Consider the following 24,872-nt stretch of genomic DNA (forward strand, 5'->3'; position numbering starts at 1 on the left):
GCCCGTTCCCGCAACTCCTGCGGATACTTCCTCGGTGCCGGCATGATCATCATCCTCTCGGGGAATCAGACCCTCCACCAGACCCGGGGCGGTTCACCACTGCGGAGCCGCGGCCGCCGCACCCCAGCCCCATCACGCACCCCCGCAACCGGGCTCCGCTGCGACCGAGACCTGGGCGCCGCAGCCCAGCCCGAACAACGACGCCACCGTCCGGGCTCCAGCACCCCAGCCCGCTCCCGCACCCCCGCAACCGGGCTCCGCTGCGACCGAGACCAAGGCGCCGCAGCCCGGCCCGAACAACGACGCCACCGTCCGGGCTCCAGGACCCCGGCCCCATCACGCACCCACGCAACCGGGCTCCGCTGCGACCGAGACCAGGGCTCCAGCACCCCAGCCCCATCACGCACCCCCGCAACCGGGCCCCACTGCGGAGCCGCGCGCGCCGCAGCCAGGGACCGGCACGTCCCGCACACGACGAACGGGCCCGGGGAGACCCCGGGCCCGTCGTCAGGCGGTGAAACGTGGAGCGATGAGCGTCAGCGCGTGGTGGGCGTCTGCTCCGGCGTCGTCTCGCGCGGCCCCGGGGTCAGCGGCATGACCCGCCGACGGGAGTCGATGCCCTTGCGCTCGCGGCTCGGGTCCGTGCCGACCGGCACCGTCGACGGCGAGGCCATCTTCGGGGTCGGGGACGTGGCCTCGCGGAACGTCCGGGTCGGGTCGTTGAGGTTGAGCAGCTGGGTGGTGTCCCGGCCGACGGCGAGGGAGATCGCCCAGTTGCCGATCACCCGGGCCTTGCGCTCCACCGTGGGCATCGCCATGCCGTGGTAGCCGCGGTGCGCGAGCCAGGCGAACGGGCCGTCCATCTTGATGGTCTTGCCGCCGAGCACGATCTTCGCGACGCCCTTCCACGTGCCGAAGCCGGCCACCGCACCGAGGGAGGCGTGCTTGTAGTCGACCAGCGGCTGACCGGCGCGCGCCGCCAGCAGGTTCTTGGCGAGGCGCTTGGCCTGGCGCAGGGCGTGCTGGGCGTTCGGGACGCAGAAGCCGCCGGGGCCCTCACCGGACAGATCCGGCACGGCCGCGACGTCGCCCGCGGCCCAGGCCCCGGGGATCGGGCCGTCGTCGCCGGTGATCCGCAGGTCCGCCGAGACGCGGACGCGCCCGCGGTCGTCCAGCGGGAACCCGGTGTTCTTGGCCATCGGGTTGGCCTGCACGCCGGCGGTCCAGATCAGGGTGTCGGCGTCGAACTCGTCCTTCGGCGCCTTGTCCGGCATGGAGATCAGCTTGAGGTGGCCACCCTCCGCGGAGGCGAGCGAGGTGTTCAGGTGAACCTCGATGCCGCGGCTGCGCAGGTGCTCGACGACCTTGACCGCCTGCTCCTCGGTGACCTCGGGCATGATCCGCCCCATCGCCTCGACCAGGACGAAGCGCAGGTCGGACGGCTTGAGCCGCGGGTTGCGCTCGGCCGCCACGCGGGCCATGTCCTCGAGCTCGGCGAGGATCTCGATGCCTGCGAACCCGCCGCCGACCACGACGAACGTCAGCGACCGCCGCTTGACGTCCTCGTCGGCGGTCAGCGACGCCGTCTCGATCAGCTCGAGGGTCTGGTTGCGGATGCCGTTGGCCTCCTCGATGGCCTTCAGGCCGACGGCGGCCTCGTCCAGCCCGGGGATGGGGAACGTGCGGGTGATCGACCCGGCCGCGATCACGATCTCGTCGTAGCTGATCTGGAACGGGTCCTCGTTGTCCACGGACTGGATCGTGGCCGTCCGGGCGTCGTGGTCGACCGCGATCACCTTGCCGTTGATCAGCTCGGTGTCCTTCAGGTGCCTGCGGTGCGAGACCACCGCGTGGCGCGACTCGATGTTGCCCGCGGCGACCTCCGGCAGGAACGGCTGGTAGGTCATGTAGGGCAGCGGATCGACGAGGGTGACGATGCCGCCCTGTTCCTTGATCTTCTTCTGCAGGCCGAGGGCGGCGTAGAGACCGACATAGCCTCCACCGACGATCAGGATGCGCGGACGATTCACGACTTGGGGTGTAGGCGCCATAGGGGCCATGCTACCCACTTCGGCATTCGCACCACGAGCCCGGGGCGGCCCGGTCCTCCCGGGTGCCGCGGGCGCGGATCGGCAGCCTCAGCGGCGGCGGCGCAGCGTGGTCAGATGCACCGCCGCGGCACCCGCGACGAGGGCCAGCGCGGCACCGAAGCCGACGACGATCAGGCCGGGTACGACGCCGCCGTCGGACTCGGGCCGGTCCGGCGCAGGGGCCGCGGGGACGGGCACCGCCTGCGCGGTCCGGCGGCTCGGGACGGCCGACGGCGCGGTGGTCTGCGGATCGCCGGCCCGCCGGTGCACGCGGATCCAGTCGGTGACCGAACCGAGCGGGTTCGCCGCGGCGGGCTGCACGTCGGCGGTGAGGGCCCGGGCCGCGTCGACGGCGCCGAACCCGTAGATCGGGTCGCGGCCGGCGGCGCCCTCGTCGTGGGCCGTGCTGACGATGCGGTTCGCCACCTCGCCGGCACTCAGCTCGGGCCAGCGTGAGCGGATCAGGGCCGCCAGGCCGGAGACCAGGGGCGTGGCGGCCGAGGTCCCGGCCCACGTGCGGTAGGTGCCGCCGGGCAGTCCACCGACGAGGTCCTCGGACGGCGCGCTCACCCCGATCGAGATGCCCTGCGCGGACGCGTCCCAGCTGGCCTTGCCGGCCCGGTCGAGGCCGCCGACGGCGAGCACCCCGGGCATGGTGGCGGGCGCCCCGACCTGCGTGATGCCGCCGCCGCGGTTCCCCGCGGCGGCGACGACGAGCACGTCCTTCTGCTCGGCGTACGCGAACGCGTCGTCCCAGCTGCGCGGCCACGACGTGCTCGTGCTGGTCAGGGACATGTTGATCACCTTCGCCCCGTGGTCGACGGACCATCGCACCGCCGCCGGGATCTGGTCCATGATGTCGCGGCCACCGGGGTTGCCGTCCCCGACCCAGGCCGAGACGGTGAGCAGCCGCGCCTCCGGGGCCACCCCGAGGATGCCGGCGGTCCGGCCCGACGCACCGGGGGTCGCCTTCGCCGACGCGGAGGCCGATGCCGTGGACGGGGAGGGGGCGTGCCCGCGGCCGGCCAGCAGGGTCGCCACCATGGTGCCGTGCTCGGGTTCGAAACCGATCGGTTCGGCGCCGTTCGCCGCGCCCGCGCCCGAGACGTCGGTGCCGCCCGCCACCGCTCCCGCCAGGTCGGGGTGGTCGGTGGCGATCCCGGTGTCGATCACGGCCACCGTGACGCCGGACCCGCGGGAGATCTTCTGCGCCTCGTCGAAGCCGTACTCGTGCAGCCAGTATTCGGCCGCGCGCATCGCGTCCGGGCCCGAGGAGGGAGCGGTGGGCCGGGGGGTGGTCGGCGTCGTGGTGCGCGTCGCGGGGGCGGGCTGGACGGGGGCGGGGACGGCGACGGCCGGCGACACCGACAGCAGCCAGCCCGATCCGGTCAGCACGCCGGCCAGCACGGTCGCCAGCACGCCGGCCGTCGCGCGCCGGGACCCGCCACGGGCGCCGGCGGCCGGGCGCACGGAAGCGGAGGAGGTCGAGCGGGACGTCATGCTCGGGGCGACGGCCCGTCGGTGCCGGCCGGCACGCTCAGGGCGATGCCGTCGAGGATGTCGTGCTCGCTGGTGACGGCGGTGCGCACCGGCGCCGTGCCGGACCCGGTCGTCGCGGCCACCCGCTCGAGGATCTGGGACCAGATCAGCGCGCCGGCGCCGATCACGTCGACCCGACCGGGGTGCATGAACGGCATGGCGGCCCGTTCCGCGCGCGTCGCGTGCAGCAGCGCGTCCGCGCTGGCCCGCAGCGTCGCGACGTCCAGTTCCGCGCCGTGGATGGCGCCGGCGTCGTACTCTCCCAGCCCCAGGGCGTGGGCGGTGACCGTGGTGATGGTCCCGGCGACGCCGATCACGGTCGCCGTGTCCTCGAGCGGCACGACGGCGGCGGCCGCGTCGATCGCCGCGTCGATGTCCGCGGTGGCGGCGGCGATCTGCGCCTCCGTGGGCGGGTCCTCGTTCAGGTGCCGTTCGGTCATCCGCACGCAACCGACGTCGGTGCTCAGGCTCGCGCGCACCCCGTCCCGGTCGCCGAGCACGAACTCGGTGCTGCCGCCGCCGAGGTCGACGACGAGGGCGGGCAGGGGCCGGGCGGGGTCGAGAACGCTCAGGGCGCCCGCGAAGGACAGGGCGGCCTCCTCGTCCCCGCTGATCACCTCGGGCTCGACGCCGAGGATGTCGCGGACGCCGTCGACGAAGTCCTGCCGGTTCTGCGCGTCCCTCGTCGCGGAGGTGGCGACGAAGCGGACCGCCGTCACGTCGTGCTCCCGGCACTGCGCCGCGTAGTCGCGGCACGCCGCGAACGTCCGGTCGAGGGCCTGCTCGGCCAGCCGCCCGGTGCGGTCCACACCCTGCCCGAGCCGGACCACCCGCATGGTGCGCACGACGTCGGTCAGAGCGGTGCCGTCCGCCGACACGTCCGCGATCAACAGGCGGATGGAGTTGGTGCCGCAGTCGATGGCGGCCACCCGGCGGGCCCCGGGGGCCGGAGTGCCGGCGGCGGGACCGGCCGGGTCGGTGGAGGGCTCAGTGCGCGAGGCGTCGGACATGGCGGCTCAGATCCTTCGTCGGGACGGGGGCGTCGGGGTCCCAGGCGCCGGTGCAGACGCACCGGTCCGGGGTCCAGTCCTGGGCGATGGCCGCGAGCGCCTCGTCCCCGAGGACGTCGACGCCGGGCCCGGCGGCAAGGGCGTGGCCCACGAGGGCGTGCAGGCACTTGACCCGGTCCGGCAGCCCGCCGGCGGAGATGCCGGCGATCTCGGGGACCTCTCCGGTGCCGGCCCGCCGGCCGATGCGGTCCCGCTCCGCGAGGTAGTGCTCGTGGGCGGCGCGGTGCCGGGCGGCCAGCTCGGGGTCGGCCGCGAGCCGGTCGTTCATCTGCGCCATCACCCCGGCCGCCTCGAGCCGGGACACGGCGGCGGTCAGCACCGGGTGGGTGAGATAGAAGGTGGTGGGGAACGGGATGCCGTTGCTCAGCCGAGGCGCCGTGGCGGCGACGAGCGGGTTGCCGCACACGCAGCGGGCGCTGATCTCGACGACGTCGCGCGCCGGTCGCCCCAGCTGCAGGCTGATGGTGTCGAGATCCGCGGGTCGGGGTTCTGCTGCGTCGGGGTGAGGTCTCACGTGCCCGTCCTCTCCTGACCGGATCGGGCCCGGTGGACCCGTCCTACTGTTGCCTGTTCGGTGCCGACGCGCCTTCCACGGAGGTCCACAGGGCGTCGAGCCACGGCTGCGGCCCGTCGTCGGACTCGGCCGAGGTGGCGACCGGCGGGACCTCGTCCGTGCTGTCCGCTCCGATCACCAAGTATCCCGTCTCGCCCGGCATCACGTAAAACAGCCGGTCACGGGCCTGTTGCTTGATGTAGGCCGGGTCGTTCCAGCGGGCCAGCTGGTCTTTCAGCCGGGCCTGCTCGGCCCGTTCGTCCTGGATGCTCTGCTGCAGACTGCCGATCTCGGCCCGCTGGCCGAGGTACGTGCGCACCGAGGGGGCCAGCAGGATCGTGATGGTGACCAGGACGAGGGCGAGGGCGAGCAGGCGGCCCGAGAACGCCTTGGCGGGGACGGGCCGGACGGCGGTGGAGCCGCCGGCCGCGGGCCGGGAGGCCTCGGTGAAGGCGTAGTTGACGCGCCCGTCCTCACGGCGCACGGTGTAGCGGGTCGAGGCCGACGACGTCTCGGCCCGGCCCCGATCGCCGCGTCCGGGTCGGCGCAGCCCGCGCAGAAGCCGGAATCCGGACCGTTCGTCGCCGGTGTCCTCGGCCTGCTGGACGGCGCGGGGCGTGACGGGAAGGGCCGAGGTGACCGGCCGGGGCGGCCGCGCGGCCGACGACCCGGACTTCGCGGTACCGGACTTCGCGCCGCCGGCCTTGACGGCGCCGGTCTTCGGGGCGCCGGTCCTGCCGGCGCCTGCCGGGGCTGCCGCGGCATCGACGTCGCCCGTGCCGGGACGGCGGGGCTCGGAGGCCGGGCCGGTGCGGGGCACGTTGGGTCGTCGCGTCGACATCGTTCTCCTGCGCTGCTGGTCAGTACGTCCCCGCACGTGGCTCCCCGCCCCTGGGGCGGGGCGAACGTGCCGGCGGAGGGACGGCGGCCGCGGGTGCGGCGCCGTCCCCCCTACCGTAACGAGCGCGAGGACCGATCAGGCCGAGAAACGCGGGAAGGCGCTCGCCCCGGCGTAGCGGGCGGCGTCGTCCAGCTCCTCCTCGATGCGCAGCAGCTGGTTGTACTTGGCCACGCGCTCGGACCGGGCGGGGGCGCCCGTCTTGATCTGACCGGCGTTGGTGGCGACGGCGATGTCGGCGATCGTCGTGTCCTCCGTCTCGCCGGAGCGGTGCGACGTGATCGTGGTGAACCCGGCGCGCTGGGCGAGGCTGACCGCGTCGAGGGTCTCGGTGAGGGAGCCGATCTGGTTGACCTTGACCAGCAGCGAGTTCGCGGCCTTCTCGTCGATGCCGCGCTGCAGCCGCTCGACGTTGGTGACGAACAGGTCGTCGCCGACCAGCTGCACCCTCTCGCCCAGGTTGCCGGCGAGGGTCTGCCAGCCGGACCAGTCGTTCTCGTCCAGCGGGTCCTCGATGGAGACCAGCGGGTAGTTGGCGACGAGGTCCTCGTAGTAGGCGCTCATCTCCTCGGCGCTGCGGGACTGCTTCTCGAACTGGTAGGCGCCGTTCTCGAAGAACTCGCTCGAGGCCACGTCGAGGGCGAAGGCGATCTGGCTGCCCGGGGTGTAGCCGGCCTTCTCGATGGCGGTGGTGATGATGTCGAGGGCGTGCCGGTTGGACGGCAGGTTCGGGGCGAAGCCGCCCTCGTCGCCCAGGCCCGTGCTCAGGCCCTCCTTCTTCAGCACGCTCTTGAGGTTGTGGTACACCTCCACGCCCCAGCGCAGCCCCTCCGAGAACGTCGCCGCGCCCAGGGGCACGATCATGAACTCCTGGATGTCGACGTCGGAGTCGGCGTGGGAGCCGCCGTTGAGGATGTTCATCAGCGGCACGGGCAGCACGTGCGCGTTCGGGCCGCCCAGGTAGCGGTACAGCGGCAGGGCGGCGGACTCCGCGGCGGCGCGGGCGACGGCGAGGGAGACGCCGAGGATGGCGTTGGCGCCGAGCTTGCTCTTGTTCTCGGTGCCGTCCAGGTCGAGCATCGTCGCGTCGATGAGCCGCTGGTCGGTCGCGTCGAAGCCCAGCAGGGCCGGCTGGATGGTCTCGAGCACCGCGTCGACCGCGGAGGTCACGCCCTTGCCCTGGTAGATGCCGGCGTCGCCGTCGCGCTTCTCGACGGCCTCGAACTCGCCGGTGGAGGCACCGGAGGGGACCGCGGCGCGGCCGAACGAGTCGTCGTCGAGCAGGACCTCGACCTCGACGGTCGGGTTGCCGCGGGAGTCGAGGATCTCGCGGGCGTGGATGGCATCGATACTGGCCATGGGAGCACTCCTGTTCTGTCGAGCTGATACGTGATCGGACGCCGGTTCTCGGGCTGCTTCTCGGGTGGCAGGCCGTCCCCGCGGATGCAGTCCCAGCCTAGTGCGCGGGTCCGGTGCCCGCGGCGTCGCCGGCAGCGGATGACGCCGGTGCGGATCCGGTGGTGTCCGGCCCCGCGTCGGCGCGGTACCGGCGCACCGCGTGCCGCAGCGCCGCCTCGGCGTCCAGGCCCGCCGCCTGGCCGCGGCGGACCAGGGCGAGCAGGGCGTCGCCGAGATCGGCCTCGGTCAGGTCGGCGGCGCCGGCGGGATCCGCCGCCGGTTCCCAGCCGGCCCGCTGGGCGCGGCCGAGGGTCTTCTGCGCGAGGGCGAGCGCGGGCAGGCCCGGCGGGATCCCGTCGAACGGGCCGGTGCGCTCGGGCTTCTCGACCCGCTTGATCTCGTCCCATCGCCGGTGCAGGTCGGCCAGGCCGGGGGCCACCTCGTCGGTCGCCGCGGGGTCCACGGCGAACACGTGCGGGTGCCGCCGGCGCAGCTTCTCCACCAGCGTGCCGATCACGTCGGCGACGTCGAAGGCGGCGCCGGCCCCGGCCTCCTGCGCCACCCGGGCGTGGAAGACGACCTGGAGCAGCACGTCGCCGAGTTCCTCGCGCACATCGTCCGGGCCGCCGGTCTCGACGGCCTCGACCAGCTCGTGCGCCTCCTCGATCAGGTACGGCAGCAGGCTCGCGTGGGTCTGCGCCGCGTCCCAGGGGCAGCCCCCGGGCGAGCGCAGCCGGTCCATCACGGCCACCAGCTCCGCGAACGCCTCCCCGGCGTCCGGCGCCGCGGGGCCGGGCGCGTCGTCAGCCGGTGAGGCCGTCATAGCTCTCCGTGATCGCCTCGGCGAGCGCGATCCGCACGCTCAGCGGCGCGAACGCGGCGTCGACGGCGTTGAGCGTGAGCGCGAGCAGATCGTCGAGGTCGTAGCCGAACGCGTCGACCAGCAGGGCCATCTCGTCGCTGAGCGTCGTGTTGCTGACCAGCCGGTTGTCGGTGTTGACGGTGACCTTGAACCCGGTCTGGTAGAGCAGGTCGAAGGGGTGCTGGTCGAGCCGGGTGCCGAACGCGGCGATGGCCCCGGTCTGCAGGTTCGACGACGGGCACAGCTCCAGCGGGATCTGCCGGTCCAGCACCCAGCTGGCCACCGGCCCGCAGGTGACCAGGGCGGCGCCGTCCTCGAGCCCGGCGTCGAAGTCCACGGTCAGGTCCTCGGCGATCCGGACCCCGTGGCCGAGCCGCAGGGCGTGGCCGACGGCGAGGGCCTCCGTGATGCTGTCCAGCCCGGCGGCCTCGCCGGCGTGCACGGTGGCGGGGAACAGGTTCTGCGCGAGCAGGTCGAACGCGTCGGCCAGACGGGCGGGACCGAACCCGTCCTCGGGCCCGGCAATGTCGAAGCCGACGACGCCGCGGTCGCGGTGCCGCAGGGCGAGCCGGGCGATCTCGAGCCCGTTGTCGGCCTGCCGCATGGCGGAGACGAGCTGCCCGACCAGGATGTCCCGGCCGTCGGCGCGGGCTGCGGCGGTGGCCTCGTCGATGCCCGCCTGCACGGCCTCGACGGTCTCGTCCAGCGTCAGGCCGCCGCGCAGGTGCTGCTCGGGGGCCCAGCGGACCTCGCCGTAGACGACGCCGTCGGCCACGAGGTCCTCGACGAACTCCCGGGCGACCCGGGCCAGATTGTCGGCGGTCTGCATGACGGCGATCGTGTGGTCGAAGGTCTCCAGGTAGCGCACCAGGGACCCGGAGTCGGCGGACTCGACGAACCAGGCGCCGAGCGCGGCCGGGTCCGTGGTGGGCAGCGTGTGCCCGGCGCCGTCGGCGAGGTCGACGATGGTGGCCGGGCGCAGGCCCCCGTCGAGGTGGTCGTGGAGGGAGATCTTGGGCAGCACGCGGTAGTCGACCTCGGCTGCGGCGGCGGGGCTCAGGTTCTCGGTCACGGTCTCACTGTAGCGACGATGCGGGGCGGGGCCGACCGCCTCAGCCGGCGTCGTCGCCGGTGGCGCGCCGCCGGCCCCGGTCGTACTCGTGCGGTTCGGGCGCGTGGTCCCGCCGGGCGAGCCGGTGGGTGAGCCGGTCGACCACGATGCCCACCGTCACGGCGATCGCGATGGCGACCCCGGCGGCGAGCACGTGGTTGTCCCGCGCCCAGGCGCCGGCGAGCACCCCGATGACGACGGAGTAGCCCGCCCAGCTGATGCCGGCGATGACGGTGAGCAGCACGAACCGGGGCCGGGTGAAGCCGGTGGCCCCCGCGGTCATGTTCACCGCGACCCGGCCGACCGGGATGTACCGGGCGGTGAGGATGAGCAGCGCGCCGCGCCGGTCCAGTTCGCCGCGCGCCCAGCGAAAGGCCTGCTGCACGCGGCGGCGTCGCATCCACCGGAAGCGGGTCACGCCCACGGAGCGGCCGATCAGCCACGCGATGTTGTCCCCGATGATGGCGCCGGCGGCGGCCGCGACGACGATGCCGGCCAGGGCGGGGCTGCCCGTGGACACGGCGATCGCGGTCAGGGCGACCACCACCGACTCGCTCGGCAGCGGCGGGAAGAACCCGTCGCACACGCACAGCAGGAAGAGCACCGGCAGCACCCAGGCGGTGCCCGCCAGGGAGGCGATGGCGTCGTTGATCTCCTGCATCGGCCCGGCGGCGGTCGGCACCAGCACCGGCACGACGGCCGGGGCCGCCGCGGTCAGGGCCGGGAGCAGCAGCGGTCCGGGCACCGGTCAGGCGTTCTCGCTGCGCACGTTCTCCCGCACCGAGGCCGGGTCCGCATCGGCCGCCGGCCGCGCCGCCGTGGTCCCGCCGGCGGCCTCGGCCCGCGCCACGCGCCGGGCCCTGATCCGGGACACCCACTGCATGGCGTGATCGATGAGGAAGCCGATGGCGATGGCGATGACGATGGCCAGTCCCGCTCCGAGCAGCGGGTGCTCGTGCACCCAGGCGCCGGCCACGATGCCGATGCCGATGCCGTACCCGATCCAGGTGGCGCACGCGATGATGTCGAGGATCGTGAACTGGCGCAGCGGGAAGCGGGTGGCGCCCGCCGTGAAGTTGACGGCCACGCGGCCCACCGGGATGTACCGGGCGGTGAGGATGAGCATGGCCCCGCGTTTGTCCAGCTCGCGCCGTGCCCAGTGCAGCGTGGCCTGGGCACGGGCGCCCTGCATCCACCGGAATCCGCTGGCGCCGGCGGCCCGGCCCATCCGGTACGCGACCTGGTCGCCGGCCACGGCTCCGAGGAACCCGGCGATGGCGACGAAGCCGAGATTGGGCTGCCCGGAGGAGACCGAGAGCGCGGACAGGGCGACGATCAGCGTCTCGGAGGGAAGGATCGGGGCGAAGCCGTCGATGAAGCAGAACAGCAGCAGCAGCGGGTGGATCCACCACATCGAGGCAGCGTGAATCACCAGATCATTGACGACGTGCACGCTGTCCCTTCCCTTGCCCCCACGCCCACATCATAGGGTCATCGCCGGGGCGGAGACAGGGCGGGCCGCATCATGGCCGGGCCACCCGCTCGAGCACGATGGACCGGTCTGCGGGGCGGCCGCGTCCCGCCGTCCCGGGGGCGCCGTCGGGCGTCACCTCGACGGCCCCGTCGAGGGCCTCCCGCGCCCGGCCGAACGCCTCGGGGGTGTCCGTGTGCAGGGTCAGCAGCGGCTGTCCGGCGGTGACGGTGTCCCCCGGCCGGGCGTGCAGCGTGATCCCGGCCCCGGCCTGCACCGGGTCCTCCTTGCGTGCGCGTCCCGCCCCGAGCCGCCAGGCGGCGACGCCGACGCCGAGCGCGTCGAGCCGGGCGAGCGTGCCGCTGGCGGGGGCGACGACGGTCTCGGTCTCCTTCGCCACGGGCAGGGGCGCGTCCGGGTCCCCGCCCTGGGCGGCGATCATCCGCCGCCACACGTCCATGGCCCGGCCGTCGGCCAGGGCGGCCGCCGGGTCGGCGTCGGTGACGCCGGCCGCGTCCAGCATCTCGCGGGCCAGGGCGAGCGTGAGCTCGACGACGTCGGCCGGGCCGCCACCGGCGAGCACCTCCACCGCCTCGGCGACCTCGAGCGCGTTGCCCGCGGTCAGCCCGAGCGGGGTGGACATGTCGGTCAGCAGCGCGACGGTGCGGACCCCGGCGTCGGCGCCGAGGTCGACCATGGTGCGGGCCAGCTCCCGCGCGTCGTCGATGGTCTTCATGAACGCGCCGGAGCCGACCTTGACGTCGAGCACCAGGGCGCTCGTGCCCTCGGCGATCTTCTTGCTCATGATCGAGGAGGCGATCAGCGGGATCGCCTCGACGGTCCCGGTGACGTCGCGCAGGGCGTAGAGCCGGGCGTCGGCCGGGGCCAGGCCGGGGCCGGCGGCCGCGACCACGGCGCCGACGTCGCGCAGCTGCGCCATCAGGGCGTCGGTGGAGAGCTCCGCCCGCCAGCCGGGGATCGCCTCGAGTTTGTCCAGCGTGCCGCCGGTGTGGCCGAGGCCGCGGCCGGACAGCTGGGGGACGGCGACGCCGAACGCGGCCACGAGGGGGCCGAGCGGCAGGGTGATCTTGTCCCCCACCCCGCCGGTGGAGTGCTTGTCGACGGTGCGCAGCACCCGGCCGTCGCGGCGCAGCCCGGCGACGTCCATCCGGTCGCCCGAGGCGACCATGGCGGCCGTCCAGCGGGCGATCTCGGCCCGGTCCATGCCGTTGAGCAGGATGGCCATCGTCAGCGCCGCCATCTGCTCGTCGGCGACGACGCCGCGGGTGTAGGCGGCGATCACCCAGTCGATCGCCGCGTCGGAGAGCCGGCCGCCGTCGCGCTTGGTGCGGATCACGTCGACGGCGTCGAAGGTCCTCGGCGTGGTGGTCATGGCGCCTCCTCAGGCGAGGTTCTCGGGGCCGAAGGCGTCGGGCAGCACCTGGTCCATGGTCCGCAGCCCGCTCACGGTGAGCAGGGTCATCCCGGTCCCGCGGTGTTCGTACAGCAGCTGGCGGCACCGCCCGCACGGCATCAGCACCGCGCCGGTGCCGTCCACGCACACGAAGGCGCGCAGCCGGCCGCCACCGGAGGCGATCAGGGCGGAGATCAGCGAGCACTCGGCGCACAGCGTCACCCCGTACGAGGCGTTCTCGATGTTCATCCCGGTCACGGTCCGGCCGTCCTCCGTGAGGGCGGCCGCCCCGACCGGGTAGCGCGAGTACGGGGCGTACGCCCGGCGCATCGCGTCCGTCGCGGCGGCGGTCAGGGCGTCCCAGTCGACGTCCTCGATGGTCCGCGGCCCGTCGGTGCTCGGCGACACCGCCGTCAGCCCTTCAGGTACGGCACGCCGCTGGCGGCCGGGGACTGGGAGCGCCCGACCAGGCCGGCGACCGCGAGGATGGTGACCAGGTACGGCAGCATCGCCAGGAACTGGCTGGGCACCGGGGTGCCGAGGAACGAGAGCACGTACTGCAGGTTCGTGGCGAAGCCGAACAGCAGGGCCGCGAAGAACGCGCCGATCGGGTTCCAGCGTCCGAAGATCAGCGCGGCGAGGGCGATGAAGCCCTGCCCGCCGGTCATGTCCTTGGTGAACTGGCTGACCGAGACGAGGGTGAAGAACGCCCCGCCCAGGCCCGCGACCACGCCGCCGAGCAGGACGTTGGTGAACCGGGTGCGGTTGACCTTGATGCCCACGGTGTCGGCGGCCCGGGGATGCTCCCCCACCGCGCGCACGCGCAGGCCCCAGCGGGTGTGGAAGAGGCCGATGTACACCGCGATCACGGCGACGTACATGAGGTAGCCGACGATGGTCTGCCGGAAGAGGATCGGCCCGATCACCGGGATGTCGCCCAGCAGCGGGATGTTCCAGTGCGGCAGCTGCGGGGGCGAGTTGAACAGCTCGGCGTCGCGGGTGAGCACGGTGGAGAACAGGAACCCGGTCAGCCCGGAGACGAGGACGTTGAGCACGACGCCGACGATGATCTGATTGACGTAGTACTTGATGGAGAACACCGCGAGCACGAGGGCGACCAGCGCCCCGGCCACGCAGGCGGCGACCAGCCCGGCGTAGGCGTTCTGGGTGACCGAGGCGACGACGGCGGCGCTGAACGCTCCGAACAGCAGCTGCCCCTCGATGGCGATGTTGACGACGCCGGCCCGCTCGCACAGCACCCCGGAGAGGGAGCCGAAGATCAGCGGCACGGCGAGCGTCACCGAGCCGGCCAGCAGGCCGGCGAGGGACACGTTCGGCGTCTTCGCGCTGCCCACCACCCACGTGAGGAAACCGACCAGGAACGCGACCCAGAACAGGACGGTGAGCCACCGGTTCAGCGGTCGGCCGGCCCGCACCGCGAGGAACGCGACGACGGCGACGGCGACGCACAGCAGCGCGCACACCCAGCCCAGGGCGACGGCGGACAGGGCGAGGTCGGGCAGGCCGAACGCGTCGCCCGACTCGGAGAACCGGAACACGGCGGTGGCGTTCGGCGCGCCGATCGCGAAGACGACCAGCGCGACGACCGCGCCGATGCCGAACACGATCACGGGACGCCAGGACCGGACGGCGGCACGTCGGCCGGTCGCGGCCTCGGGGGCTCCGGACGATTCCGGGGCGGTGACGGTCGTGCTCATGCGGCACCTCCGGTGCTCACGGTGGCGGCCCGGCGGCGCTGCTGCCGTCGTGATCTCCGGGGCCGGCCCGGGTCGGGAAGGCGGAACAGCGCCCGCACGAGCGGCGGCGCGGCCAGGAACAGGACGATCAGGGACTGGACCACGAGGACGATGTCGATCGGGGTGCCGGTCTGGGTCTGCATGGCGACGCCGCCCGCGCGGAACGCGCCGAACAGCAGGCCCGCGAAGAACGTGCCCCACGGGGTGGAGCGGCCCAGTAGCGCCACGGTGATGGCGTCGAAGCCGAAGCTCGCGGCGATGTCGCTGGTCAGTGCCCGCTCGGTGCCGGAGACCTGGGCGACGCCGGCCAGACCGGCGAGCGCGCCGGCGATCACCATGACGAGCACGGTGGCGCGGGTGACGTTGATGCCGGCGGTGCGGGCGGCGTGCGGGTTGGCGCCGACGGCCCGGAACTCGAAGCCGATGGTGGACCGGCCCAGCAGCCACCACACGACGACGACCGCGGCGACGGCGACGAGGAAGCCGGCGTGCAGCCGCAGGTCGGGTCCGAGCAGCTGGGGGAACATCGCTGAGTCGTCGACCAGCGGGCTGATCGGGTTGGAGGACCCGGGCCGCTGGAACGAGGGCTGCGTGAGCAGGTACTGCACCAGGTAGATGGCGACGTAGTTGAGCATGATCGTCACGATCACCTCGTGCGCTCCGGTGCGGGACTTGAGGAAACCGGGAATGCCGCCCCAGATCGCGCCCCCGACGATCGCGGCGATCACGGCCACGACGATGTGCAGGCCCACCGGCAGGTGCCAGGTGAACCCGACCCAGGCAGCGAAGGTCGCGCCGAGCAGGATCTGGCCCTGCGCACCGATGTTGAACAGGCCGGCCCGGAACGCCAGCGTGACGCCGAGGCCGGCGAGGATCAGCGGGGTGGCCACGGTCAGGGTCTCGCTGATCGGGTACAGCATGCCGGTCACCCCTTCCGCCTCGGGGTTGACGATGGCCCCGGAGAAGAGCGCCGCGTAGGCGTTCATCGCCGCGGTGAAGCCGGCGCTGATGGTGTCGGTCGGCCGGGCGAAGAAGTATCCGGACGCGGCGACGGTGGCCTCGTCGGTGGCGGCGATGAGGATGCCGCCGAGGATCACGGCGGCCACGACCGAGAGCACGGCCACCAGCCCGTTGCCGGAGAAGATCCGGCGCGCGACGGAGGCCGACGAGTCGTCCTTGACCAGACCCCCGCCGGCGGGTGCGGCGGCGGGCGGCGGGGTCGCCCCCTCCCCCGCTGACTGGTCCGTCGACGTCGGCTTCGCGGCCTCATCGGCACGAGAACCGTCGTTCTCCGACCGGTCAGCGGTGGGGGGTCCATCAGTGGGGTCCTGCGTGCTCACGTCCGGGGTCCTTCCTCGGGCTGGGGGGCGGCGCCGGTCTCGGCGAGGGCTTCCTCGGCGGTGGACCCGGCCATCATCAGGCCGAGCACGTCACGCGGGGTGTCGGCGGGCACGATGCCCATCAGAGCGCCGTGGAACAGCACCGCGATGCGGTCGGCGAGCTGGATCACCTCGTCGAGTTCGGTGGAGACGATCAGCACCGGAGTGCCCTGGTCCCGCTCGGCGATGATCCGGCGGTGCACGAACTCGATGGAGCCGACGTCGAGCCCGCGGGTGGGCTGGGAGGCGATGAAGAGCTTGAGCGGCCGGGACAGCTCGCGGGCGAGCACGACCTTCTGCTGGTTGCCGCCGGAGAGGGTGGAGACGGCGGCGCCGATGCTCGGCGTGCGGACGTCGAACTCGGCGACCTTCTCCTCGGCCTGGCGGCGGATGGCCACCGGGCTCATCCCGATGCCGCGGGCGAAGGGGGCACGGTCGTAGAGGTCGAGGACCATGTTCTCGGCGATGGAGAACGGCCCGACGAGCCCGTCGACGGTGCGGTCCTCGGGCACGAAGCCGACCCCGGCGGCGAGCACGTCCTTGACGGAGCGGCCGAGCAGTTCCGTCCCGTCGAGCGTGACGGCCCCGGTGACGTGCGCCTGCAGACCGAGGATCGCCTCGGTGAGCTCGGTCTGCCCGTTGCCCTGGACGCCGGCGACGGCGAGCACCTCGCCCTGCGCGATGTCGAAGCTCACCCCGTCCAGCGGCCGGGTGCCGTTGGGTGCGGTGACGGTGAGGTCCCGGACGCGGAACGTGGTCGCGCCGCGCCGCGGCGCGTCCTTGGTCAGGTTCAGGGAGACCGAGCGGCCCACCATCAGCGAGGCCAGTTCGGTGGTGGACGCCGACGGGTCGGCGCTGCCGACGACCCTGCCGCGGCGGATCACGGTGATCCGGTCCGCGACCTCCTTGACCTCGCGCAGCTTGTGGCTGATGAAGACGACGGAGGTGCCGTCCGCCGTGAGCTGGTCGATGATGGCGAGCAGTTCGTCGGTCTCCTGCGGGGTCAGCACCGCCGTGGGCTCGTCGAGGATCAGCACCTTCGCGTCCCGGACCAGCGCCTTGATGATCTCGACCCGCTGCTGGACGCCGACCGGCAGGTCCTCGACCATCGCGTCCGGGTCGACGTCGAAACCGTACTGCTCGGAGATCGCCCGGATGCGGGTCCGGGTGGCTGCCAGGTCGAGCAGGCCGCCGCGGGTGTTCTCGTTGCCCAGGGCGACGTTCTCCGCCACCGTGAACACGGGGATGAGCATGAAGTGCTGGTGCACCATGCCGATGCCGGCCGCCATCGCGTCACCGGGTCCGGAGAAGGCGACCGGCGTGCCGTCGATCAGGATCTGCCCCTCGGTGGGCTCGTACAGCCCGTAGAGCACGTTCATCAGGGTGGACTTGCCCGCCCCGTTCTCGCCGAGCAGGCAGTGCACCTGGCCGGGCTCGACCACCAGGTCGATGGCGTCGTTGGCGGTGAACGTGCCGAACCGTTTGGTGATGCCCTGCAGTTCGAGTCTCATGACTCATCCCGTCCTTCGTGGGGTGATCGTCGGGGGTCGTCGTGGCGCCCCGCCACGGGTGAGTCTGCCACCCGGGCCGGCGCCGGACGCACAGCACCGCCGGCCCGGGCGGACCGGCGGTGCCGGGCGGGACCGTCGTGGCGGTGACGGTCGCGGCTTCGTCAGCCCTGGGGGCTGGCCTTCGAGGTGACCTTGATGGCGCCGGAGACGATGTCCTTCTTGATCTGGTCCAGCTCGGACTTCGTGTCCGCCGAGACGTTCGCGTCCTGGTCGTGGAACGGGGCCAGGGCCACGCCGCCGTTGTCCAGGGTGCCGACGTAGGGGGTCTTGCTGAACTTGCCGTCCAGGTCGTCCTTGACCACGGTCTCCACGGCGTCGCCCATCAGCTTCATCACGGAGGAGAGCATCTGGTCCTTGCCCTTGGTGTTCGTCTCGAAACCGTCCGAGTCGACCCAGATGAGCTTGACGTCCTTGCCGGCGTTCTTCGCGTCGACGGCGGCGTCGATGGTGCCCGCGCCCACCGGGCCGGCGACCGGCATGACGACGTCGGCGCCCTCGTTGATGAAGTTGACCGTGTTCTGCTTGCCCTTGCCGGAGTCCTCGAAGTTGCCGACGAAGGTGCCGTTCTGGCTGTCCTTGTTCCAGCCGAGCAGCTGGACGTTCTTGGACTTCTTCTCGTTGTAGTACTTCACCCCGTCGGAGAAGCCGTCCATGAAGATGGTGACGGTCGGGATGTTCATGCCGCCGTAGGTGGCGACCTTCCCGGTCTTCGTCGTCGCGGCGGCCAGGTAGCCGGCCATGAACGCGGCCTGGGCCGTGTCGTAGACGATCGGCTTGACGTTGTCGGTGAACTTCGGGTCCGAGTAGTCGATGATCGCGAAGTGCTTCGTGGGGTTCTTCGCGGCGACCTCCTTGGTGGTGTCACCGAGGTTGAAGCCGACGGTGACGGTGAGGTTGCAGCCGCCCTGCATCATCGAGTTCAGGTTCGGCCCGAAGTCGGTCGCGGCCTGCGACTCGGCCTGCTTGGTGGTGATGCCGAGGTCCTTCTTGGCCTTCATCAGCCCGTCGTAGGAGGACTGGTTGAAGGATCGGTCGTCGAATCCGCCCGAGTCGGAGACGATGCAGCCGGTGAAGTCCTTCGCCGACGGGTTGGCGGAGCCGGCGGCGCCGGTCGAGCCGGACGACGGCGCCTGACCGCAGCCGGCCAGCAGCAGGGCCGCGACGCCGAGGGCGGCGGTGCCGACGGCGAGACGACGGCGCTGCGGCATGACGGCGCCCGTGATGTCAGTGGTGTTCAACGGTTCCTCCCAGGACGAGTTGCCCCCCGCTCCCGCGACCGGCTGAACGGGGTCGTCGTGGCGGTTCCGCCCGCGATGCCGGACGGTGGTGCTCGCCGCTGCGCGGCGACGGGCTGTACAGGCACCTACGATAACCGAGCGGACCGGCCGTTGTTGCCCAGTTCACACCTCGACACGCGATTTGTTACCTACCGGTAACCCCGGCGGCACGGACGGTGCGGGCCGGCAGCGGGAACGCGGGGGCCTCGCCGGCCTCCGCGAGGGCGCGCAGGGCGGTCGCCGCCATCACCCGCACCCCGACCGCGAGGGCGTCCTCGTCGATCACGTAGTCACCGCGGTGCAGGTCGAACGTCTCCCCGCCGGGCGTGCGGGTGCCGAGCCGGAACATCGAGCCGGGGACCTCCTGCAGGAACCAGGCGAAGTCCTCGCCGCCCATCGACTGCGGGGTGAGCACGACGACGTCCTCCCCGAGCTCGGCCCGGGCCGCGGCCTCGATCATCGCCGTCTCCGCCTCCGTGTTGACCACCGGCGGGACGCCGCGGACGTGCTCGAGCTCGACCGTCACCCCGAACGGGGCGGCCACCTGGCTGACGACGTCGTCGAGCAGCTCACCCGCCGCGAGCCACGCGTCCCCGTCGAGGCAGCGCATGGTGCCGGACATGAACCCGGTGGCCGGGATGGCGTTCGGGGCGGCGCCCGCGTGGATCTGGCCCCACACGACCGAGACGGCGCTGCGCACGTCGATGCGCCGGGACAGCACGGCGGGCACGTTCACGGCGATCTCGGCGAGCGCGAAGACCAGGTCCTCGGTCAGGTGCGGGCGGGACGTGTGCCCGCCGCGGCCGGTCAGTTCGATCCGGACGGTGTCCGAGGCCGACGTGATGGCCCCGATCCGGGTGCCGATCTGCCCGACGTCGATCCGCGGGTCGCAGTGCAGGGCGAAGATCCGCGGCACGCCGTCGAGGACCCCCTGCTCGATGCAGGTCAGGGCGCCGCCGGGCATCGTCTCCTCGGCGGGCTGGAAGATGATCCGCACCCGCCCGGCCAGGGGGCTGGACCGGTTCAGGTCCGCGAGCACGAGGGCGACGCCGACCATCACGGTGGTGTGCATGTCGTGCCCGCAGGCGTGGCAGACGCCGCGGTTGGTGGAGGACCACGGCAGCCCCGTCTCCTCCTGCACGGGCAGCGCGTCGATGTCCCCGCGCAGGGCGGTGGCGATCGGGCCCTGCCCGATGTCGACGTACAGGCCGGTGCCCTCGAACGGGTGCGGGGTGAGTCCCGCGGCGGCCAGCCGCTCGGCGATCCGCGCGGTGGTGCGGACCTCGCGGGTGGAGAGTTCGGGGTGGACGTGCAGGTCGCGGCGGAAGGCGGTCAGCTCGGCGAGCAGCGGGCGCAGGAACGGCCCGACGACGGGCAGCTGGTCGGAGTCGGACGAGAAGCCGAAGGGTGCGCGATCCACCCCATCCACTCTAGTCAGCCCGGCCGCTGCCGGCGGCGGACCGCGCCGCTCAGAGCACGTCGTCGGCGCCGGAGGCCTTCAGCTGCTCCACCGTCTTCTTGACCGCCTGCGCGTTGTCCGCGGTGGTGACCAGCAGCGCGTCCGGGGTGTCGACGACGACGATGTCCGCCACCCCGATCAGGGCGATCAGCCGGTTGGTGCCGGTGACGACGACGCCGGTGGCGTTGTCGGTGACCACGCGGGCGTGTTCGCCGAGCACCGTGACCCCCGAGCCGGCCGGGTTGAGCCGGCCGATCGCGGCGAAGTCCCCGACGTCGTCCCAGCGGAAGTCGGCGGGCACGACGGCGACGTCCCCGGCGGCGGCGGCCGGCTCGGCCACGGCGTAGTCGATGGCGATCTTCGGCAGGCCCGGCCACACCCGGGCGACGACCTCGTCGCGGTCCGGGCCGTCCCACGCGCGGGCGATCTCCATCAGCCCGGCGAACAGCTCCGGCTGGGCCGCCTCCAGGTGGTGCAGCATCAGGGCGGTCGGGGCGACGAACATGCCCGCGTTCCAGCAGTACTCCCCGGAGGCCACGTACTCGGTCGCGACCTCCTCGGAGGGCTTCTCCACGAAGGTGCGCACGGTCAGGGCGTGCGGGGCGCCGTCCACCGCGAGCGGCTCGCCCAGCTGGATGTAGCCGAAACCGGTGGACGGGTAGGTGGGCTTGATCCCGATGGTGACGATCCGGCCGGTGGCGGCGGTGTGCACGGCCTCGGCCACGACCTCCCGGAACAGGGAGTCGGGGCTGATGGCGTGGTCCGCGGCGAACGAGCCCATGATCGTCTCCGGGTCCCGCAGGTGCAGGATCGCCGCGGCCAGGCCGATGGCGGCTCCCGAGTCCTTCGGCTCGGTCTCGATCACCACGTTGCCCTCGTCCACCTCGGGCAGTTGGGTGACGACGGCGTCCCGGTGCGCCTGCCCGGTCACCACGAGCACCCGGCCCGGGGCGAGCGGTTCCAGCCGGTCGTAGGTGGCGCGGATCAGGGTGTGCCCGCTGCCGGTCAGGTCGTGCAGGAACTTCGGCGTGGCCGCGCGCGAGAGCGGCCACAGGCGCGTGCCGACCCCGCCCGCCGGGATCACCGCGTAGAACCGGGACAGGACGGACGCTCCCGCCTCGGACCCGGTCGCGGGCGCGTCGGTGGGCACGGGGGTCGACAGGTCGTGCTCGCTCATTGACCCCACGTTAGTGCAGGGCGCCGATCGGGCCCGGGAGACGTCGCGGCGGTGTGGCGTCGCCCACAGCGCGGCCGGCGGCGGGACGCAGCGGGGCGGAACCGCGCCGTCACGCGCGCCGCCACGGTCACGGCGGCGCGCCCGGGAGGACTATGGTGGGTCTGACGGGCCGGGGTCTGCGACCACCCGTCGACGCTGCCGCGGCCGGCCGTACGGACGGCCACTCGCACCGGTGGCGGCTGGGAAAGATCATCGGGTTCGCAGTGCCCGGCCGAGTCGGACGCGATACCGCTGACCGCGACCGCGCTCGGACCTGCAGGGAGGTTCTTCAGTGCCGAAAACATCCATGGGCACCCTGTACCGCGGCCGTGAAGGCATGTGGTCCTGGGTCGGTCACCGCATCACGGGCGTGGTGATCTTCTTCTTCCTCCTCGTCCACGTGCTGGACACGTCGCTGGTGCGGGTGTCCCCGCAGGCGTACGACGCCGTCATCGAGCAGTACAAGAACCCGCTGATGGCGCTCGGCGAGGCCGGCTTGGTCGGCGCCATCGTCTTCCACGCGCTCAACGGCCTGCGCATCATCCTGGTCGACTTCTGGAAGCAGGGCACGAAGTACCAGCGGCAGATGCTGTGGGCCGTCGTCGTCGGCTGGTTCGTCATCATGATCCCCTTCCTGGTGCGCCACCTGTCCCTCGCCTTCACGTTCGCCTTCGGAGGTCACTGATCATGTCCGGGATCGTCGTCGAGTCTCCTCGCTCCCCCAACAACTCCGGTGGCCGCATCGCCCCGCAGTACCGCCGCAGCAAGGGCAAGGGCGGCAACTTCGAGATGCTGGCCTGGCTGTTCATGCGCCTCTCCGGCGTGGTGCTGATCGTCCTCGTGTTCGGGCACCTGTTCGTCAACCTGATGGCGGGCGACGGCGTGCACGCCGTCGACTTCGGCTTCGTGGCCGGCAAGTGGGCCAGCCCGTTCTGGCAGGTGTGGGATCTGGCCATGCTGTGGCTGGCCCTGCTGCACGGCACCAACGGCGTGCGCACCATCATCAACGACTACGCCGAGCGGAACGCGACCCGGCTCTGGCTCAAGACCGTGCTGTACATCGCCTCGGGCACGATGATCGTGCTCGGCACCCTGGTGATCTTCACCTTCGATCCCTGCCCGGTGATCGACGGCGTCGCCACCGTCAGCAGCTTCTGCCCCGCCCCCTGAGACGCCTGGCGACCACGAGAGAAAAGAGTCATCGAAGCATGCAGGTCCACAAGTACGATGTCGTGATCGTGGGCGCCGGTGGCGCCGGGATGCGCGCGGCGATCGAGTCAGGTCAGCGCGCGCGTACGGCGGTGCTGACCAAGCTGTATCCGACGCGTTCCCACACCGGTGCGGCCCAGGGCGGCATGTGCGCGGCCCTCGCCAACGTCGAGGAGGACAACTGGGAGTGGCACACCTTCGACACGGTCAAGGGCGGGGACTACCTCGTCGACCAGGACGCCGCGGAGGTGATGGCCAAGGAGGCCATCGACGCCGTCCTCGACCTGGAGAAGATGGGCCTGCCGTTCAACCGCACGCCGGAGGGACGCATCGACCAGCGGCGCTTCGGCGGGCACACCCGTGACCACGGCAAGTCGCCGGTCCGGCGGGCCTGCTACGCCGCGGACCGCACGGGCCACATGATCCTGCAGACGCTGTACCAGAACTGCGTCAAGCACAACGTCGAGTTCTACAACGAGTTCTACGTCCTCGACCTGCTGCTCATCGACGAGACCGGCGCGGACGGGGTGCCCGGCAAGCGCGTGGCCGGCGTCGTCAGCTACGAGCTGGCCACCGGCGAGATCCACGTGTTCCAGGCCAAGAGCGTCGTGTTCGCCTCAGGTGGCGTCGGCAAGGTCTTCAAGACCACCTCCAACGCGCACACCCTGACCGGTGACGGCATGGGCATCGCGTTCCGCCGGGGCCTGCCCCTGGAGGACATGGAGTTCATCCAGTTCCACCCGACCGGCCTCGCGGGCCTGGGCATCCTGCTCTCCGAGGCCGCCCGCGGCGAGGGCGCGATCCTGCGCAACTCCGAGGGCGAGCGGTTCATGGAGCGGTACGCCCCGACCATCAAGGACCTCGCGCCGCGCGACATCGTCGCCCGGTCGATGGCCAACGAGGTGCGGGAGGGCCGCGGCTGCGGACCGAACAAGGACTACGTGCTGCTGGACCTGACCCACCTGGAGCCGGCGCACATCGACGCGAAGCTGCCGGACATCACGGAGTTCGCCCGCACCTACCTGGGCGTCGAGCCCTACACCGAGCCGGTGCCGGTGTTCCCGACCTGCCACTACGCGATGGGCGGCATCCCCACCAACATCAAGGGCGAGGTCCTCGCGGACAACGACACCGTGGTGCCTGGCCTGTACGCGGCCGGCGAGGTGGCCTGCGTGTCCGTGCACGGCTCCAACCGGCTGGGCACCAACTCCCTGCTGGACATCAACGTGTTCGGCAAGCGCTCGGGCATCAACGCCGCCGAGTACGCCAACCGCGCGGAGTTCGTGGCGCTGCCGGAGAACCCGGCCGCGTACACGGAGGACCTGCTCGACGTCGTCCGCACCGGGGAGGGCTCCGAGCGGGTCGCGAAGATCCGGTCGGAGCTGCAGGAGACCATGGACGCGAACATGCAGGTGTTCCGCACCGAGACGTCCATCCGGCAGGCCCTGGACGACATCGTGTCCCTGCGGGAGCGGTACCGGGCCATCTCCGTGCAGGACAAGGGCAAGCGGTTCAACCTGGACCTGCTCGAGGCCGTCGAGCTGGGCTTCCTGCTGGACATGGCCGAGGTCATGACCGTCTCCGCCCTGCACCGCAAGGAGTCCCGCGGCGGGCACTACCGCGAGGACTACCCCGATCGTGACGACGCGAACTGGATGAAGCACACCATGGTGTACCGGGACCCCGACTCCGAGATGGAGGGCGTCCAGGGGATCCGGTTCGACACCAAGCCGGTGATCTTCACCCGTTACGAACCGATGGAGCGCAAGTACTGATGAGCACCCAGACAGCCGAACCGGCATCCAAGGTCGAGCTCCCCGCGTCCGCGGGCGGGGGCGGCGAGATCCCCACGTTCGACGTGACCCTGCGGGTCCGCCGGTACAACCCGGAGGTCTCGGACGAGCCGCACTGGGACGAGTTCTCGCTCACCATGTACGGCACGGACCGCGTCCTCGACGCGCTGCACAAGGCGAAGTGGGAGCACGACGGGTCGCTCTCGTTCCGCCGCTCGTGCGCGCACGGCGTGTGCGGCTCGGACGCGATGCGGATCAACGGCCGCAACCGCCTGGCCTGCAAGACGCTGCTCAAGGACCTGGACACGTCCAAGCCCATCCTGGTGGAGCCGATCAAGGGCCTGCCGGTGGAGAAGGACCTGATCGTCGACATGGAGCCGTTCTTCCAGTCCTACCGGGAGATCATGCCGTTCCTCGTCAACCGCGGGCACGAGCCGACGAAGGAGCGCCTGCAGTCCGCCGAGGAGCGCGAGCGGTTCGACGACACCACCAAGTGCATCCTGTGCGCGGCATGCACGTCGTCCTGCCCGGTGTTCTGGACCGACGGCCAGTACTTCGGCCCGGCCGCCATCGTCAACGCGCATCGGTTCATCTTCGATTCGCGCGACGACGCCGGCGACATGCGCCTGCAGATCCTCAACGACAAGGAGGGCGTGTGGCGCTGCCGCACGACCTTCAACTGCACCGAGGCGTGCCCGCGCGGCATCCAGGTGACCAAGGCCATCGCCGAGGTCAAGCAGGCGGTGCTCGCCCGCGCGATCTGACCGGACGCGGACGCCACGACACACGACGAGGGCCCGGGCGA

Annotated in this window: 22 protein-coding genes; 4 read left to right on the forward strand and 18 right to left on the reverse strand. The window is 72.3% G+C overall.

The window, feature by feature from the left end; all coding sequences use genetic code 11:
- Positions 1-536: 536 nt before the first annotated feature.
- From IEX22_RS10010 to IEX22_RS10095, 18 genes are all read right to left on the reverse strand, one after another.
- Positions 537-2,051: an NAD(P)/FAD-dependent oxidoreductase gene (locus tag IEX22_RS10010; protein WP_188668264.1), complete on the reverse strand. Its 1,515-nt coding sequence runs from the start codon at positions 2,049-2,051 to the stop codon at positions 537-539.
- A gap of 87 nt (positions 2,052-2,138) precedes the next feature.
- Positions 2,139-3,590 (reverse strand): S8 family serine peptidase, encoded by a 1,452-nt coding sequence (locus tag IEX22_RS10015; protein WP_229659934.1) that lies wholly within the window; start codon positions 3,588-3,590, stop codon positions 2,139-2,141.
- On the reverse strand, positions 3,587-4,639 hold the full coding sequence (locus IEX22_RS10020) for a Ppx/GppA phosphatase family protein (protein ID WP_188668266.1): 1,053 nt from the start codon (positions 4,637-4,639) through the stop codon (positions 3,587-3,589). The genes IEX22_RS10015 and IEX22_RS10020 overlap by 4 nt, the downstream gene beginning before the upstream one ends.
- A complete protein-coding gene (locus IEX22_RS10025; RefSeq protein WP_188668267.1) occupies positions 4,617-5,213 on the reverse strand; it encodes a DUF501 domain-containing protein in 597 nt (198 codons plus the stop codon). Before IEX22_RS10025 ends, IEX22_RS10020 begins: the two co-directional genes overlap by 23 nt.
- Before the next feature lie 43 nt (positions 5,214-5,256).
- On the reverse strand, positions 5,257-6,093 hold the full coding sequence (locus IEX22_RS10030) for an FtsB family cell division protein (RefSeq protein WP_188668268.1): 837 nt from the start codon (positions 6,091-6,093) through the stop codon (positions 5,257-5,259).
- A gap of 135 nt (positions 6,094-6,228) precedes the next feature.
- Positions 6,229-7,509, reverse strand: coding sequence for a phosphopyruvate hydratase (gene eno / locus IEX22_RS10035; protein WP_188668269.1), 1,281 nt, complete (start codon positions 7,507-7,509; stop codon positions 6,229-6,231).
- Between the two features lie 97 nt (positions 7,510-7,606).
- Positions 7,607-8,371: a nucleoside triphosphate pyrophosphohydrolase gene (locus IEX22_RS10040; protein ID WP_188668270.1), complete on the reverse strand. Its 765-nt coding sequence runs from the start codon at positions 8,369-8,371 to the stop codon at positions 7,607-7,609.
- Positions 8,352-9,482: an adenosine deaminase gene (locus IEX22_RS10045; RefSeq protein WP_188668271.1), complete on the reverse strand. Its 1,131-nt coding sequence runs from the start codon at positions 9,480-9,482 to the stop codon at positions 8,352-8,354. The genes IEX22_RS10040 and IEX22_RS10045 overlap by 20 nt, the downstream gene beginning before the upstream one ends.
- Before the next feature lie 40 nt (positions 9,483-9,522).
- Positions 9,523-10,266 carry a DedA family protein gene (locus tag IEX22_RS10050; protein ID WP_306464439.1) on the reverse strand — a complete coding sequence of 248 codons (744 nt, stop codon included), beginning with the start codon at positions 10,264-10,266 and terminating at the stop codon, positions 9,523-9,525.
- A 3-nt stretch (positions 10,267-10,269) separates the two neighbouring features.
- A complete protein-coding gene (locus IEX22_RS10055; RefSeq protein WP_188668272.1) occupies positions 10,270-10,953 on the reverse strand; it encodes a DedA family protein in 684 nt (227 codons plus the stop codon).
- Positions 10,954-11,044: 91 nt separating this feature from the next.
- Positions 11,045-12,385, reverse strand: a complete 1,341-nt coding sequence (locus IEX22_RS10060) for a thymidine phosphorylase (protein ID WP_188668273.1) — start codon at positions 12,383-12,385, stop codon at positions 11,045-11,047.
- Between the two features lie 9 nt (positions 12,386-12,394).
- Complete coding sequence (locus IEX22_RS10065) at positions 12,395-12,814, reverse strand: cytidine deaminase (RefSeq protein ID WP_268236875.1); 420 nt, start codon at positions 12,812-12,814, stop codon at positions 12,395-12,397.
- Between the two features lie 5 nt (positions 12,815-12,819).
- On the reverse strand, positions 12,820-14,124 hold the full coding sequence (locus IEX22_RS10070) for an ABC transporter permease (RefSeq protein WP_188668274.1): 1,305 nt from the start codon (positions 14,122-14,124) through the stop codon (positions 12,820-12,822).
- Positions 14,121-15,503 carry an ABC transporter permease gene (locus IEX22_RS10075; protein ID WP_188668275.1) on the reverse strand — a complete coding sequence of 461 codons (1,383 nt, stop codon included), beginning with the start codon at positions 15,501-15,503 and terminating at the stop codon, positions 14,121-14,123. The genes IEX22_RS10070 and IEX22_RS10075 overlap by 4 nt, the downstream gene beginning before the upstream one ends.
- Positions 15,500-17,053 carry an ABC transporter ATP-binding protein gene (locus IEX22_RS10080; protein WP_188668276.1) on the reverse strand — a complete coding sequence of 518 codons (1,554 nt, stop codon included), beginning with the start codon at positions 17,051-17,053 and terminating at the stop codon, positions 15,500-15,502. Before IEX22_RS10080 ends, IEX22_RS10075 begins: the two co-directional genes overlap by 4 nt.
- Before the next feature lie 161 nt (positions 17,054-17,214).
- Entirely contained in the window at positions 17,215-18,321 is a 1,107-nt protein-coding gene (locus IEX22_RS10085; protein WP_188668331.1) for a BMP family lipoprotein, read from the reverse strand.
- A 214-nt stretch (positions 18,322-18,535) separates the two neighbouring features.
- Positions 18,536-19,810 carry an amidohydrolase gene (locus IEX22_RS10090; RefSeq protein WP_188668277.1) on the reverse strand — a complete coding sequence of 425 codons (1,275 nt, stop codon included), beginning with the start codon at positions 19,808-19,810 and terminating at the stop codon, positions 18,536-18,538.
- A gap of 49 nt (positions 19,811-19,859) precedes the next feature.
- Entirely contained in the window at positions 19,860-21,026 is a 1,167-nt protein-coding gene (locus IEX22_RS10095; protein WP_188668278.1) for a mannose-1-phosphate guanylyltransferase, read from the reverse strand.
- Between the two features lie 331 nt (positions 21,027-21,357).
- On the opposite strand from IEX22_RS10095, the gene sdhC reads away from it, so the two are divergent.
- The 4 genes from sdhC to IEX22_RS10115 are packed head-to-tail and all read left to right on the forward strand — an operon-like array spanning position 21,358 to position 24,831.
- Positions 21,358-21,750, forward strand: a complete 393-nt coding sequence (sdhC, locus tag IEX22_RS10100) for a succinate dehydrogenase, cytochrome b556 subunit (RefSeq protein ID WP_438816619.1) — start codon at positions 21,358-21,360, stop codon at positions 21,748-21,750.
- Between the two features lie 2 nt (positions 21,751-21,752).
- The gene (locus IEX22_RS10105; protein ID WP_188668279.1) at positions 21,753-22,235 is read left to right on the forward strand and encodes a succinate dehydrogenase hydrophobic membrane anchor subunit; all 483 of its coding nucleotides are present in this window, start codon (positions 21,753-21,755) and stop codon (positions 22,233-22,235) included.
- 38 nt (positions 22,236-22,273) lie between these two features.
- Complete coding sequence (gene sdhA / locus IEX22_RS10110) at positions 22,274-24,049, forward strand: succinate dehydrogenase flavoprotein subunit (protein WP_188668280.1); 1,776 nt, start codon at positions 22,274-22,276, stop codon at positions 24,047-24,049.
- On the forward strand, positions 24,049-24,831 hold the full coding sequence (locus tag IEX22_RS10115) for a succinate dehydrogenase iron-sulfur subunit (RefSeq protein ID WP_188668281.1): 783 nt from the start codon (positions 24,049-24,051) through the stop codon (positions 24,829-24,831). The genes sdhA and IEX22_RS10115 overlap by 1 nt, the downstream gene beginning before the upstream one ends.
- Positions 24,832-24,872: the final 41 nt, after the last annotated feature.

The organism is Tersicoccus solisilvae, from assembly GCF_014643255.1.
In the GTDB taxonomy this organism is placed as follows: Bacteria; Actinomycetota; Actinomycetes; order Actinomycetales; family Micrococcaceae; genus Tersicoccus; species Tersicoccus solisilvae.